The 12,657-nt window shown below is 58.9% G+C and carries 12 protein-coding genes; 6 read left to right on the top strand and 6 right to left on the bottom strand.

All coding sequences use genetic code 11. The features are described 5' to 3' along the window. Nucleotides 1–233 precede the first annotated feature (233 nt). A complete protein-coding gene (gene gdhA / locus NQL71_RS17725) occupies nt 234–1,571 on the top strand; it encodes an NADP-specific glutamate dehydrogenase (protein ID WP_046815731.1) in 1,338 nt (445 codons plus the stop codon). Here the strand turns inward: gdhA and NQL71_RS17720 are convergent. The 3 genes from NQL71_RS17720 to NQL71_RS17710 form a co-directional block, all read right to left on the bottom strand. Continuing rightward, complete coding sequence (locus NQL71_RS17720) at nt 1,568–2,062, bottom strand: GreA/GreB family elongation factor (RefSeq protein ID WP_046815730.1); 495 nt, start codon at nt 2,060–2,062, stop codon at nt 1,568–1,570. The two genes, gdhA and NQL71_RS17720, sit on opposite strands and share 4 nt — an antisense overlap. A 109-nt stretch (nt 2,063–2,171) precedes the next feature. Further along, nucleotides 2,172–4,025 carry an Lnb N-terminal periplasmic domain-containing protein gene (locus NQL71_RS17715; protein WP_077185845.1) on the bottom strand — a complete coding sequence of 618 codons (1,854 nt, stop codon included), beginning with the start codon at nt 4,023–4,025 and terminating at the stop codon, nt 2,172–2,174. Between the two features lie 95 nt (nt 4,026–4,120). Next, entirely contained in the window at nt 4,121–4,609 is a 489-nt protein-coding gene (locus NQL71_RS17710) for a DUF3015 domain-containing protein (RefSeq protein ID WP_020798660.1), read from the bottom strand. 279 nt (nt 4,610–4,888) lie between these two features. Here NQL71_RS17710 and NQL71_RS17705 point away from each other — a divergent pair, with 279 nt between their 5' ends. Together NQL71_RS17705 and NQL71_RS17700 are read left to right on the top strand one after the other, a co-directional pair. After that, nucleotides 4,889–7,327: a Lon protease family protein gene (locus NQL71_RS17705; RefSeq protein WP_046815728.1), complete on the top strand. Its 2,439-nt coding sequence runs from the start codon at nt 4,889–4,891 to the stop codon at nt 7,325–7,327. Nucleotides 7,328–7,644: 317 nt separating this feature from the next. Next, nucleotides 7,645–7,986, top strand: a complete 342-nt coding sequence (locus NQL71_RS17700) for a PA4575 family protein (protein ID WP_046815727.1) — start codon at nt 7,645–7,647, stop codon at nt 7,984–7,986. Nucleotides 7,987–7,991: 5 nt separating this feature from the next. Here the strand turns inward: NQL71_RS17700 and NQL71_RS17695 are convergent, their stop codons facing one another. After that, a complete protein-coding gene (locus NQL71_RS17695) occupies nt 7,992–9,821 on the bottom strand; it encodes a hypothetical protein (protein ID WP_077185846.1) in 1,830 nt (609 codons plus the stop codon). 159 nt (nt 9,822–9,980) lie between these two features. Here NQL71_RS17695 and NQL71_RS17690 point away from each other — a divergent pair, with 159 nt between their 5' ends. The 3 genes from NQL71_RS17690 (at nt 9,981) to bamJ (ending at nt 11,634) form a co-directional block, all read left to right on the top strand. Next, nucleotides 9,981–10,469, top strand: a complete 489-nt coding sequence (locus NQL71_RS17690; RefSeq protein WP_046815725.1) for a TIGR00645 family protein — start codon at nt 9,981–9,983, stop codon at nt 10,467–10,469. Between the two features lie 136 nt (nt 10,470–10,605). Beyond that, nucleotides 10,606–10,896 (top strand): DUF6482 family protein, encoded by a 291-nt coding sequence (locus NQL71_RS17685; RefSeq protein WP_046815724.1) that lies wholly within the window; start codon nt 10,606–10,608, stop codon nt 10,894–10,896. A 120-nt stretch (nt 10,897–11,016) separates the two neighbouring features. Further along, nucleotides 11,017–11,634, top strand: a complete 618-nt coding sequence (bamJ, locus tag NQL71_RS17680; protein ID WP_046815723.1) for a BamJ family beta-barrel-assembly machinery protein — start codon at nt 11,017–11,019, stop codon at nt 11,632–11,634. 131 nt (nt 11,635–11,765) lie between these two features. On the opposite strand, the gene NQL71_RS17675 is transcribed toward bamJ, so the two are convergent. Further along, the gene (locus NQL71_RS17675; RefSeq protein ID WP_046815722.1) at nt 11,766–12,023 is read right to left on the bottom strand and encodes a PA4570 family protein; all 258 of its coding nucleotides are present in this window, start codon (nt 12,021–12,023) and stop codon (nt 11,766–11,768) included. A 206-nt stretch (nt 12,024–12,229) separates the two neighbouring features. After that, nucleotides 12,230–12,571 (bottom strand): zinc ribbon domain-containing protein YjdM, encoded by a 342-nt coding sequence (locus tag NQL71_RS17670; protein WP_166618920.1) that lies wholly within the window; start codon nt 12,569–12,571, stop codon nt 12,230–12,232. Between the last annotated feature and the right edge of the window lie 86 nt (nt 12,572–12,657).

The raw sequence follows: 12,657 nt of genomic DNA, 5'->3' as shown, positions 1-12,657 counted from the left end.
CGCTCCCACATTTGAAATGCGTTCCCCTGTGGAAGCGGGCTAACTGATGGTGCGAAACTCGATTTTGGAATCCCTGTTTGGGTGCAAAAACACCGCGGAAACAGGGTTGATTTATATCCTGTGCACCATTTAATTTCACAAATGCGACATTCTGCGCTGTTCCTGTGCGCGATTGGTTTGTTAAAGTCCGGCTCAATTATTCCAACGACAATAAATTTGCCGAGACTTTTTCCATGATCGAATCCGTCGACTCCTTCCTTGCCCGCCTGAAAAAACGCGACCCGGACCAGCCTGAATTTCATCAGGCCGTCGAAGAAGTGCTGCGTAGCCTGTGGCCCTTTCTTGAAGCCAATCCGCATTACCTGAGCTCCGGCATTCTTGAGCGCATCTGCGAGCCTGAGCGGGCCGTCGTGTTCCGCGTGTCCTGGGTCGACGATCACGGCAAGGTCCAGGTCAATCGCGGTTTCCGTATCCAGATGAACAGCGCCATCGGCCCGTACAAGGGTGGGCTGCGTTTCCATCCGTCGGTGAATCTGGGAGTCTTGAAGTTCCTCGCCTTCGAGCAAACCTTCAAGAACTCGCTGACGTCTCTGCCCATGGGCGGTGGCAAGGGTGGTTCGGATTTCGACCCCAAAGGCAAGAGCGACGCCGAAGTCATGCGCTTCTGCCAGGCTTTCATGAGCGAGCTGTACCGTCACATCGGCGCCGATGTCGACGTGCCGGCTGGCGACATCGGTGTCGGTGCCCGTGAGATCGGCTTCCTGTTCGGTCAGTACAAGCGCCTGAGCAACCAGTTCACCAGCGTGTTGACCGGCAAGGGCCCGAGCTACGGCGGCAGCCTGATTCGTCCTGAGGCCACCGGCTTCGGTTGCGTGTACTTCGCCGAGGAAATGCTCAAGCGTCGCGGTGCCACCGTCGAAGGCAAGCGCGTGGCGATCTCCGGTTCCGGTAATGTTGCGCAATACGCCGCGCGCAAGGTCATGGACCTGGGCGGTAAAGTGATTTCGCTGTCTGACTCCGAAGGCACGCTGTATTGCGAAAGCGGGCTGACCGAGGCGCAATGGCAGGCCGTGCTGGAACTGAAAAACGTCCAGCGCGGACGCATCAGTGAACTGGCAGGTCGTTTTGGCCTGGAGTTCCTGGCCGGCCAGCACCCCTGGGGGCTGAGCTGCGACATTGCGCTGCCGTGCGCCACGCAGAACGAACTGGATGCCGATGCCGCACGTGCATTGCTGCGCAATGGCTGCATCTGTGTGGCGGAAGGCGCGAACATGCCGACCACCCTCGAAGCCGTCGACCTGTTCATCGAGGCCGGCATCCTGTTCGCGCCGGGCAAGGCGTCCAATGCCGGTGGAGTTGCCGTCAGCGGCCTGGAGATGTCGCAGAACGCCATGCGCCTGCTCTGGACCGGTGGTGAAGTGGACAGCAAGCTGCACGCGATCATGCAGTCGATCCACCATGCTTGCGTGCATTACGGGGAAGAAAACGGTCAGGTCAACTACGTCAAGGGGGCCAACATCGCCGGTTTCGTCAAGGTTGCCGACGCCATGCTCGCCCAGGGCGTGGTTTAAGCCGCTTCGATGCGCATCACTTCTATCCGTTGATTGCCGGCGGGGCGTTGCCAGAGCACTTCATCGTGCCGATGTGCGCCCAGCAATGCCCGACCCAGCGGTGAGCTCCAGTTGATCAGGCCACGGGCTGCATCGGCCTGATCCTCACCCACCAGTTGCACTCGGTGTTCGGTGCCATTCTCATCGACGAAAGTCACCCAGCTACCGATCTGCACGTTCTCGGTCGAAGTGGCGGCGGGCACCACCTGGGCGCTGCTCAGTCGCTGCTTGAAGTAGCGCAAGTCACGTTCGAGGTCGGCCAGGCGCTGCTTGTCTGCCTGGTCGCCCTTGGCCAATTGCTCGGCATGCAGGGTTTGCAACTCGACGACTTTGTCCTGCAACTGGCTCAGGCCGGATGGAGTGACATAGTTGGGCTGCGTGCTGACCTGCCGCTCGACCGGCTGATCGGCTTGCGCAGCGGCGTTATCTTCATTGACGAATGCCCGGCTCATGGTTTTCTCCCGTAATAGGGTTTTGGCCATGCTGGCAGGCATTTGGTTTCACTGGATGTCTGGAAGCGACCTATTGCGAGCGATAGGCCTCTCGCGGCTCCTACAGGCGTCAGTAGTGATACCACTTCAGCTCAAGCATCACTTCATTTTCGGGCGTGGCCAGGTGGCTGAATTCGCGCTGGGCACTCAGGCGCAGACCGAGGTTGCGCGACAGTTCCCACTGCTGGTTCAAGCTCAGGCTGCGGCGCACTTCACCGTTGGTGAAGAAGTCGCCCTTTGCCTCCAGGCTCAAATTGCCCAGCGGGTTTTTCCACAGCAGGCCCGTGTTGAAACCCGCCGCCGGCGAGATGAACTCGGCGAAGTCATTGTTGTGCTCCACGCGCACGGTGCCCAAGGCAAAACCGAGCGTGTCGTCGGCCAGTTGCCAGGTGCCACCGCCGCCGCCATTGACGTGGCTGACCAGGGTTTCATCGTCATGCTTGCCCGGCACCCGCTCCAGGCCACCGGTGACCTGCCAGGACAGCGGTTGCAGCAGCTCGTTGCGCGGGGTCAGGGAACGTATCGTCGCCAGGTCCAATTGCTGCACTTGCCAGTCATTGCCTTCGTACTGGCGCAGTTTCAGCTGCAGGATTTCGATCTGTGCGCCGAGAGGAAAGCTTTCGGCGTTATCGTTGAGGTCGTGATAGGCCATGCGCAGGCCGTACTCGCCAAAGGCACGGTCGCCGCGGGTGCCGAGACCGGCCTGCCAGGTCCGCGATTCGTGGCCATCCTCGGGCAGGCCAGGCTGCGGGATGTCCAGTTCCGGTGCGGGGTTCTGGTTGATCGCCCGAAGCAATTCAAAGCTGCGCTGCGCCCGTTGCGGATCACGCTCCTGACCGTTGGCGCGGTAACGTTCCAGGCGATAGGCCGCATCGATGATCAGTGCTTGGCGATCGCGGGGCTGTGCCTTGAACTCGGCTGTTTGCAGTTGTTTCTGGTCGGCGCTGACTTTCAGTACCCACTGCTGTTCTTCATCGGTCAGGGGCTCGGCACGGCTTAGCAGTTCGCGTTCGCGCGAAGGACGGTACTGGATGGACTCCACCAGCCCGGCTTCTTTCACGGCTTTTACAGTGTCAGTGGGGATGGCGGTCAGGGGGAACTGCTCGGTCAGGCGCAGGCTCGGGCGCGCCACTTGCAGCAGTTCCAGCAGGCGGTAGGAGCAGTTTTCGTCGAAGAAGAAATAGTCGAACTGAATCTGCTTCAGTTCCCAGACATGCTCGACCATGCGCGCCGTTTCCTGCTGGGTCAGGTTCAGGCGGTATTCCCACAAGTCGCGGTTTTCGAGGCTGCGGTATTCCGAGAGTTTTTCCTGGTAGGGCACCAGCGCAAACAGCCCTGGATAGCCACCCATCAAGCCTTTCCAGGCGTACAGGATGCTGTTGTCCGAGCCCTCGATGTAGGCGCCGAAATTGATCGCGTAACTGAGCAGCGAGGTCTTGTCGCTCTGTACATCGGCCTGATCGATGCGCAGCAGGGTGTGGCCGAACATCGATGACGGGCTGTTCAGGTAGGCCGCCGGAAAGATCATCACCGCGCTGTGGGGCGAGACGTCCTTGAACCATTGCTTGAACTCGGCGCAGGGAAGCGCAGGCAGGTCGGTCAGGTTGAGCTGCGATTTCAGCCAGCGGGTTCGTGCCGGGTAGACGCACTGTGCATGCTGTTCACCTGCACTGGCCGGGGCATACAACGCCTGCACGGTGGCCGCCAGTTCATGGTCTGGACGTTCGTTGCCATCGGCGGCGAGAAAGAATTTTTTGTCGCTGACATAGCTGCGCCAGCCACCGAGCTTGGCGGTTTCGTAATGACCCAGGGAAATCCAGAAGGGGTCGTTGGCCAGCTGCTGCAAACGTTGAGGATCGATATGAGGCGCGGCGGACAGCGGGGCGCAGACACAGAGCGCCAGCCAGGAAAGGCGTTTGAGCATAAGTGGCAACTTAAGTCGAAAGAAACAAAGACCCAAGGCAGGGCGGGGTCAAAAAAATAAAAACCCGCTTCCCGAAAGAAGCGGGCGGGTCGAGCTTATGCCTGAGTGGCGTACTTGGCCAGACGAGGATCGCTCTTCAGAACGGCCAGAGTGTTGGTATGCACATCTTCCGCGGTCACGTCAGCCTTGCTGAAGATCTGCTGGAAGTGCTCGTGAGTGACGGCGGCGAAGTGCGCGCGGTCTTCCGGCGCCACGCCCAGTACCACGGCGTAGGTGGTCAGCGCTTCGCCCTGACCTTTAGCCATGTCTTCGGACAGCTCGTTCATCATGCCATTCATGGCAAACCAGGATTTGCCGCCATAGGTCAGCGACGCGTTGGTCGAGCAACCGTTGGTACCAGAAGTCATACCGAACGTTGCGTTGCCGGAGGTGCCGTTGGTGGTGGATGCCAGGAAGTGAGCCGGGGTGCCACGCTGGCCTTCGAACAGCATGTTGCCCCAACCGCAATCCGGGCCGCCTGGCGCCTGAGCCATGGCGTTGATGGATACAGCGGTGAAGAGAGTACCGAGAAGAATCCGTTTCATAGCTTTATTCTCTTGTGTGCATACCAATGGACAAGGGTGCTGGCGCCTATCTGATGCCAGTTGGGCCGGTTATTAGTCCAGCCGCGCAGTTTGGAGTTTAGGCACGTTCCCGGGGTTCCGTGATTTTTTGCTGAATATTCAGTGCAAACCTTGATTTGACCCCGGCCCGCCTGGCTCAGATGGTTTGTCTATGCTTTGCCATGAGGCGCGCCTTGCAAGTGAGGTATGGGCAGCGCCAGAATGCCGCTATCTGCCCCGCCTGATTGTTAAGGAAGCCCGATGCCTGATCCTGTTGCTGCCAGCTTGCGTCTAGCGCCTGAAGCGCTGACCCGTCCGTTTTCCGCTGAACAGTTCAGCTTCTCTACCACCAATGATCTGGAGCCCTTTCGCGGTGTGCTTGGCCAGGAACGTGCGGTCGAAGCCTTGCAGTTCGGTGTGGCCATGCCACGCCCCGGTTACAACGTATTCGTCATGGGCGAGCCTGGCACCGGTCGCTTCTCGTTCGTCAAACGTTACCTGAAGGCCGAAGGCAAGCGCCTGCAGACCCCGGCGGACTGGGTCTACGTCAATAATTTCGATGAGCCGCGCGAACCCCGCGCCCTGGAGTTGCCATCGGGCACCGCCGGTGCCTTCATCGGCGACATCAACGGTTTGATCGACAACCTGCTGGCGACCTTTCCGGCGGTGTTCGAGCACCCGTCCTACCAGCAGAAAAAAAGCGCCATCGACCGAGCGTTCAACCAGCGCTACGACAAGGCGCTGGACGTGATCGAGCGGCTGGCGCTGGAAAAAGAGGTCGCGCTGTACCGCGACAGCAGCAACATCGCCTTCACGCCGATGCTCGAAGGCAAGGCGCTGGACGAGGCGGAATTCGCCCAGTTGCCGGAAGCCGAGCGCGAGCGCTTTCACGAGGATATATCCAACCTCGAAGAGCGTCTGAACGAGGAGCTCGCCAGCCTGCCGCAATGGAAGCGTGAGTCGAGCAATCAACTGCGCCATCTCAACGAGGAAACCATTACCCTGGCCCTGCAGCCATTGCTGTCGCCGTTGTCGGAGAAATACGCCGAGAACGCTGCGGTGTGCGGCTACCTGCAAGCGATGCAAGTGTATTTGCTCAAGACCGTGGTCGAGCAACTGGTCGACGACAGCAAGACCGATGCTGTCGCCCGCAAGCTGCTGGAGGAGCAATACGCGCCGAGCCTGGTGGTCGGTCATCCGTTCAGCGGCGGTGCGCCAGTGGTCTTTGAGCCGCACCCGACCTACGAAAATCTGTTTGGTCGTATCGAGTACACCACCGATCAGGGCGCGCTCTACACCACCTATCGGCAACTGCGACCCGGTGCGTTGCACCGGGCCAACGGCGGCTTCCTGATCCTTGAAGCGGATAAAATGCTCAGCGAGCCGTTCGTGTGGGATGCGCTGAAGCGCGCCCTGCAATCGCGCAAACTGAAAATGGAATCGCCCCTGGGCGAGATGGGCCGTTTTGCTACCGTCACCCTGACGCCGCAGCACATTCCTTTGCAGGTCAAGGTCGTCATCATCGGTGCCCGCCAGCTCTACTACACGCTGCAAGACCTCGATCCGGACTTCCAGGAAATGTTTCGCGTCCTGGTGGATTTCGATGAAGACATCCCGATGGTCGACGAGAGCCTGGAGCAGTTCGCCCAGTTGCTCAAGACCCGTACTTCCGAGGAGGGCATGGCGCCGTTGACGGCCGATGCGGTGGCACGCCTGGCGACCTACAGCGCACGCCTGGCCGAGCACCAGGGACGGTTGTCGGCGCGCATCGGCGATCTGTTCCAGCTGGTCAGCGAGGCGGACTTCATTCGTCACCTGGCCTCGGATGAAATGACCGACGCCGGTCACATCGAGCGTGCGCTCAAGGCCAAGGCCACCCGTACCGGGCGCGTGTCGGCGCGGATTCTCGACGACATGCTGGCGGGGATCATCCTGATCGACACCGCAGGCGCGGCGGTCGGCAAGTGCAACGGCCTGACCGTGCTGGAAGTCGGCGACTCGGCCTTCGGTGTACCGGCGCGGATTTCCGCCACGGTGTATCCGGGCGGCAGCGGCATCGTCGACATCGAGCGTGAGGTCAACCTCGGCCAGCCGATCCACTCCAAAGGGGTGATGATCCTCACCGGTTACCTGGGCAGTCGTTATGCCCAGGAGTTTCCGCTGGCCATCTCCGCGAGTATCGCGCTGGAGCAGTCCTACGGCTACGTCGATGGTGACAGTGCTTCCCTGGGCGAGGCGTGCACTTTGATATCGGCCTTGTCGAAAACTCCGCTCAAGCAGTGTTTTGCAATTACCGGCTCGATCAACCAGTTTGGTGAAGTGCAGGCCGTGGGTGGCGTCAACGAGAAGATCGAAGGCTTCTTCCGGCTCTGCGAAGCCCGCGGGTTGACTGGCGAGCAGGGCGCGATCATTCCTCATGCCAACGTCGCCACGCTGATGCTCGATGAGAAGGTGCTGGCGGCGGTGCGCGCCGGTCAGTTCCATGTCTATGCCGTGCGCCAGGCTGACGAGGCGCTGAGCCTTTTGGTGGGCGAGCCGGCGGGCGAACCCGATGAGAATGGCGAGTTCCCTGAAGGCAGCGTCAACGCACGGGTGGTGGAGCGCCTGCGGGTGATCGCGGAGATGATCAGCGAGGAGGATCTGAAAGAGGCCGAAAAGGAAATGGCGGTCGAGGCGCTGGTGGAGGCCAAGCCGGCCTGACACCAAACTGAGGCTTCACCCGATCCACTGTGGGAGCGGGCTTGCTCGCGAAGGCGGTCTGACATTCAACATTGATGTTGTCTGGCACGACGCTTTCACGAGCACGCCCGCTCCCACATTTGCTTCTGTGAATTTCAATAAAGTGCCATCACTCTGGCGCCAATATTCACACTATGACCATTCGGCGCCTTCTGGTCTTACTTGACGTGCTAGTCAGACTTTTCCTCTATTCTCTGCTCAAGGATATCGACAGTATCACTGGATCGAGACAGCCTTCCCGTGGAGGCTGAATACCGGATCTACCGAGGGTCGCCGCCATGTCGCGCAACCTCTGTCTCACCCGTCAATGCCTGGGTCTTGTGACCCGTATCGAATGCGCCATCAAGCCGTTGGCTGGCGATACGGGCATGTGGACCTTGCTCTTCGCCGCCGGAATGGCCGGTGAACAGCCTTCAGCCATCAAAGCCCAAGGCCCGTTTCATGGCCCTTTCGTGGCCGAGTCCATCCTCGATACCATCGTTGAAAGCCTGACCCTGCATGGCTATGAACTGGCCGATGACCCGCAGATCTGGTGCCTGCATCTGCAAGCCCAGTTACGGGAAATCAATGGTGGCCGTTGTCGTAACGTGGGTGGCTTCGAGTTCCGGCCTGAGCACTGACAACGCTATTGGGGCTGGCTGGACATGTCTGCCTTGTCGAGTTTGACCTCGAAACCGTATTGCACGGTGGCGAGGTCTGTTCGTTGATAGGTTTCCAGGCGCGTGGGTTGCCCGTAGAAGTAATGCACGGCGAATAACGCAGGGCCTTCTGTGCTCGCGTCATGGCTGACCGCAAGAATTTCCTTCAGGTAATTGCCGCTGTCATCCTTGGCGAAGAAACGCCAGTCCTGATCGGGAAATACTTTGGAATCCACCACCAGTGCATTGCCCTTGAGTTCAAGACCTTTGGGCAAGTGATGGGCTTCGACTGTCTGCTTGTCGACGGTGGCCAGAAACAATGGGATGGAACCGACCACAAAGGCAGGCGTTTGTGGAAACAGATTCAGATCGTAGGTGATGGTGCCGCGCAGGGGGTCGACCTCATAAGCCTCTGGTGGCAATTCGATCGGCTCATCGCGCTTGCCGCTACTGTCTTCGGTGAAGAAGCTGACCGGGCTGTCGCCAGGGTTGAAAGAGGTGCCGAGCAGTTCATCATTGAAGGTGCGCAGGTGAGTGAACTCGACGCGTGCAGCGCTTGGGTCCTCGACCGATTGATTGATCCTGACGCCTTTTTTCAGCTGTTCCTCTGTCAGCGTCGCACCCTTGAGCCAGGTCGGGGCGTTGTCGTCATAGACCACCACCGGCAAGTTCAGCGGCTGGATGGTTTTCGCCGTGGTGCGTCGGTCGAAGCGCAGGACCGGCAGGTTCAAGTCCTTGCGGGTTACCGTAACGCTCGAGAAATCCAGCAGGCTGACCTCAAGAGTTTCGATCGGCCCGTTGAAATAAACCTTGGAGTAGTGGCGTTTCTGTTGTTTCTCGAAGTTTTGTTGCTCTTCATCGAGCTGTTTTTCCAGCGACTCGCTCCAGAGCTTCTGTTGCTGCATCTTCGCCAGTTGTTTCTGGTAGAAGGCAATTTGTGCGGCGGTCTCATTGATCGAGCCTGAGCGCGAGAGAAACTGCCCGGTGGCGTCCCTGGCCTGGACAATCAGCGGGTTTAGCGGTGTTTCTGCGATTTCGGGCGCCAGCGGCGCGCTGTTGCTGAACTCGATTTCGGCGTAGTTCTCCGCCAGATTCACCAAGGTGACGCTCAGGTTGTCGTTGGTGCGGGTCTGGCCGATGTCCTTTTTCGTCAAGTCGAAGCTGTAGAGCCGGCGCGGCGCAATGACTTCCACCTGGCCTTGCAGGCTCACCGGTCGTGGCTGGTTCTTGATATCGACGTCCAGGCCTTCGATGAACGGATAGGTCACCGTCAGGTCGTCAGGGTTGGTCAGGTTGGAGCTCGACGGGCTCAGTTGAATGCCGGGGTCGGTTTCCGACCATTCCGGTTGAAAGGCGATGACCCGTTTGTTGCTCAGGGTAACCGACTGCCATTGCAGGCCATGGGGAAACAGGAACGCCGCCGGGATGCTGAAGTTGAAGGGGAACACCGGCTGCAGGTCAGTCAGGTAGTCGGAGCTGGATTCCTTGTGCAGGACGAACAGGCCATTGATGTAGGTGTCGACCAAGGCCTGTGGCGTTGGGTAGTGCTTGAGCACGGCGAGGGCGTCTTCGCCGTATTCGGTTTCCACAGGTTTGCTGTCGAGTTTGAGTTGTGCACGCTCGAGCAACAGCAACGAGCCACCCAGCTGGGCTACCGCATCCTTGAGCTTCGGGTCCTCGATGGCGTCCAGGGACTTCTCGAACTGCGCAGTCTTTTCTTCAAGGCTGACTTGACGCTTCTCGTCGCTGGGCGAGCACGCGCTGAGTAGCAAAGCCAGGCAAATCCCGGCACTCGTTAAAGGCAATCGCCCATCCATTTCCCGTCTTCCTGTCCGATGTCATTTTGCTGTCAATGGTTTGGACACTAGCAGAAAAAAATTGACACACACGCGCAGGTTGCGGATTTACCGATGGTTTCTGAGTGTTACAAGCCGCTGTTATACTTGCGGCCATTTCCAGTCCATATGTGAGATTTAATGGAACGCTTTATCGAAAATGCAATGTACGCCTCGCGCTGGCTGCTGGCGCCGATTTACTTCGGCTTGTCTCTGGGGCTGTTGGCACTGGCGCTGAAATTCTTCCAGGAAGTCTTCCACGTCATTCCAAACGTCTTCTCGATGGCCGAATCGGACCTGATCCTGGTGCTGCTGTCGCTCATTGACATGGCGCTGGTAGGCGGTTTGCTGGTGATGGTGATGATTTCCGGTTATGAGAACTTCGTTTCTCAACTGGACATCGACGACAACAAGGAGAAGCTCAACTGGTTGGGCACCATGGACTCGTCGTCGCTGAAAATGAAGGTGGCCGCCTCGATCGTAGCGATCTCGTCCATTCACCTGCTGCGCATCTTCATGGACGCCAAGAACGTCGATCCCGAGCATTTGCAGTGGTATGTCATCATCCACATGACCTTTGTAGTGTCGGCATTCGCCATGGGTTACCTGGATAAATTGACCAAGCACTAAGCCACGGCTGACCTGTACCTCGCACGCCGCCCGTCTGTTGCAAAACAGACGGGCGGCGTTGTTTATGGCTTGTGCTTTGAGGCGCCGAGGCATATCCCTGTAAAGGTGTTGGCTCGCCACTGTGTGAGGTGCGTTCATGAACCTGCAAGAGTTGAATGCCTATGCCGTCGCCGGAAAGGTCGATGAGCTGAACCTGATCTCGATGGAGGGGGGGATCTATCTGCTGGAGGCGCGTATGCATGGCGCGGCGTATCCATTGAACGATGCGCATGGCCAAACGATGAGTCTGCGCTCCGTGGAGCATGCCCGGGATGTGCTGCGTTCCTTTCCAAAGTTGCACTTCAACCTGGTGCATACCGTGGTTCATGACGAAATGTGCGGGTTGGTTGCCGATCTTGAGGAAAACCTGAAGGTGCCGATCGCCTGACGCCTCTGATCAACGCCACGACAACTGTGCTAGTCTGCTGGCCCTTTTGGTTTCGGGCGCTCCGGGAGGCGCTGTGCACGCACGGCCTGTTTCGAGGCGTCCGCACAGCGGAGCAGTGTCATGTCCGAAGTAAATCTGTCCACCGACGAAACCCGCGTCAGCTACGGCATTGGCCGTCAGCTGGGCGACCAGCTGCGCGACAACCCGCCACCGGGCGTTAGCCTGGACGCCATCCTGGCAGGCTTGACCGACGCGTTTGCCGGTCAGCCAAGCCGTGTTGGCCAGGAAGAAATGTCCGCGAGCTTCAAGGTAATTCGCGAAATCATGCAGGCCGAAGCCGCAGCCAAGGCTGAAGCGGCCGCTGGCGAAGGCCTGGCGTTCCTGGCTGAAAATGCCAAGCGTGAGGGCATCACCACCCTGGCTTCCGGCCTGCAGTTCGAAGTACTGACTGCCGGTGAAGGCGCCAAGCCATCCCGTGAAGACACCGTGCGTACTCACTACCACGGCACCCTGATCGACGGCACTGTGTTCGACAGCTCCTACGAGCGTGGCCAGCCTGCGGAATTCCCGGTTGGCGGCGTGATCGCTGGCTGGACCGAAGCCCTGCAACTGATGAATGCCGGCAGCAAATGGCGCCTGTACGTGCCGAGCGAACTGGCTTACGGCGCTCAAGGCGTTGGCAGCATTCCGCCGCACAGCGTACTGGTGTTCGACGTCGAGCTGCTGGACGTACTGTAATGCCCGGCCCGATATGACCTCGGGCTAATGTGGGAGCGGGCTTGCTCGCGATGGCGTTGGTTCAGTCGACAAATACGTTGCCTGACACACCGCTTTCGCTGGCAAGCCCGCTCCTGCAGGTTTAACGATTTTCATATTTCGATCTTGTGCTGCAGCTCATTGGTCGGGCGCAACGCCCGGGCATAGCAGAACAGGAACAGGTTGCGCACCACTTCCTTGAGCACTACCGGCTCGCTGGAACTCAACCCATTGACGTCCAGGTCACCCTGATCCTGCAGTTCGTTCAAGGCTTCCTCTTCCAGCACGGCACAGACTTCCCCGGTTTCCCGATGCAGGATCCTGAGGTAGGGGTGTGGGCGGTCCAGCCAGGCATCGATCAAATAAGTCATGTTCTCATCTCCGTTGATTGAGTTTGATGAGAATAATTCCTATTAAATAAATAGCAAGGGCCTATGACCGCTTTGGGCTTTTTTCAGGGTAAAGATTGCGTAAGGTCAAAACGGCTGGCGTTTGGCTATTGCGGGGAGGTGTCCGGGGAGGCGGGGTAGGGTGTAGCGCCAGCCCGCGACAAGGCGTGGGCTGGCATACAGCTGAATCAGACTTTTCTGACGAATTCGGATTTGAGCTTCATCGGGCCGATGCCGTCGATCTTGCAGTCGATGTCGTGATCGCCATCGCACAGGCGGATGTTCTTGACCTTGGTGCCGACCTTGACCACCAGCGACGTGCCCTTGACCTTGAGATCCTTGATCACGGTGATGGTGTCACCGTCCTGCAGGACATTGCCGACCGAATCCTTTTTCACTGCGTCATCGGCCACGGTTTCGGCTTCACCGCTGGCGGACCATTCGTGGGCGCACTCGGGGCAGATCAGTTGGGCGCCGTCTTCGTAGGTGTATTCGGAATTGCATTTCGGGCAGGGTGGCAACGTGCTCACTAAGGCTCCTTTGGATTCAGGATCGCTAAAAGCGCACATTATATAGGGTTTTAGGCGGGAGAGGGCGTGGTGCTGACAAACCTGTG

Source organism: Pseudomonas serbica (assembly GCF_028823535.1).
GTDB classification, from domain to species: Bacteria; Pseudomonadota; Gammaproteobacteria; order Pseudomonadales; family Pseudomonadaceae; genus Aquipseudomonas; species Aquipseudomonas serbica.
Note: the sequence above shows the minus strand (reverse complement) of the source record. Positions and strands in the feature narration are given on the sequence as shown.

Bases quoted from the DNA above. Each gene is read 5' to 3' on its own strand.
- gdhA (WP_046815731.1), top strand. From the start codon at position 234: ATGATCGAATCCGTCGACTCCTTCCTTGCCCGCCTGAAAAAACGCGAC.
- NQL71_RS17720 (WP_046815730.1), bottom strand. From the start codon at position 2,062: ATGAGCCGGGCATTCGTCAATGAAGATAACGCCGCTGCGCAAGCCGAT.
- NQL71_RS17715 (WP_077185845.1), bottom strand. From the start codon at position 4,025: ATGCTCAAACGCCTTTCCTGGCTGGCGCTCTGTGTCTGCGCCCCGCTG.
- NQL71_RS17710 (WP_020798660.1), bottom strand. From the start codon at position 4,609: ATGAAACGGATTCTTCTCGGTACTCTCTTCACCGCTGTATCCATCAAC.
- NQL71_RS17705 (WP_046815728.1), top strand. From the start codon at position 4,889: ATGCCTGATCCTGTTGCTGCCAGCTTGCGTCTAGCGCCTGAAGCGCTG.
- NQL71_RS17700 (WP_046815727.1), top strand. From the start codon at position 7,645: ATGTCGCGCAACCTCTGTCTCACCCGTCAATGCCTGGGTCTTGTGACC.
- NQL71_RS17695 (WP_077185846.1), bottom strand. From the start codon at position 9,821: ATGGATGGGCGATTGCCTTTAACGAGTGCCGGGATTTGCCTGGCTTTG.
- NQL71_RS17690 (WP_046815725.1), top strand. From the start codon at position 9,981: ATGGAACGCTTTATCGAAAATGCAATGTACGCCTCGCGCTGGCTGCTG.
- NQL71_RS17685 (WP_046815724.1), top strand. From the start codon at position 10,606: ATGAACCTGCAAGAGTTGAATGCCTATGCCGTCGCCGGAAAGGTCGAT.
- bamJ (WP_046815723.1), top strand. From the start codon at position 11,017: ATGTCCGAAGTAAATCTGTCCACCGACGAAACCCGCGTCAGCTACGGC.
- NQL71_RS17675 (WP_046815722.1), bottom strand. From the start codon at position 12,023: ATGACTTATTTGATCGATGCCTGGCTGGACCGCCCACACCCCTACCTC.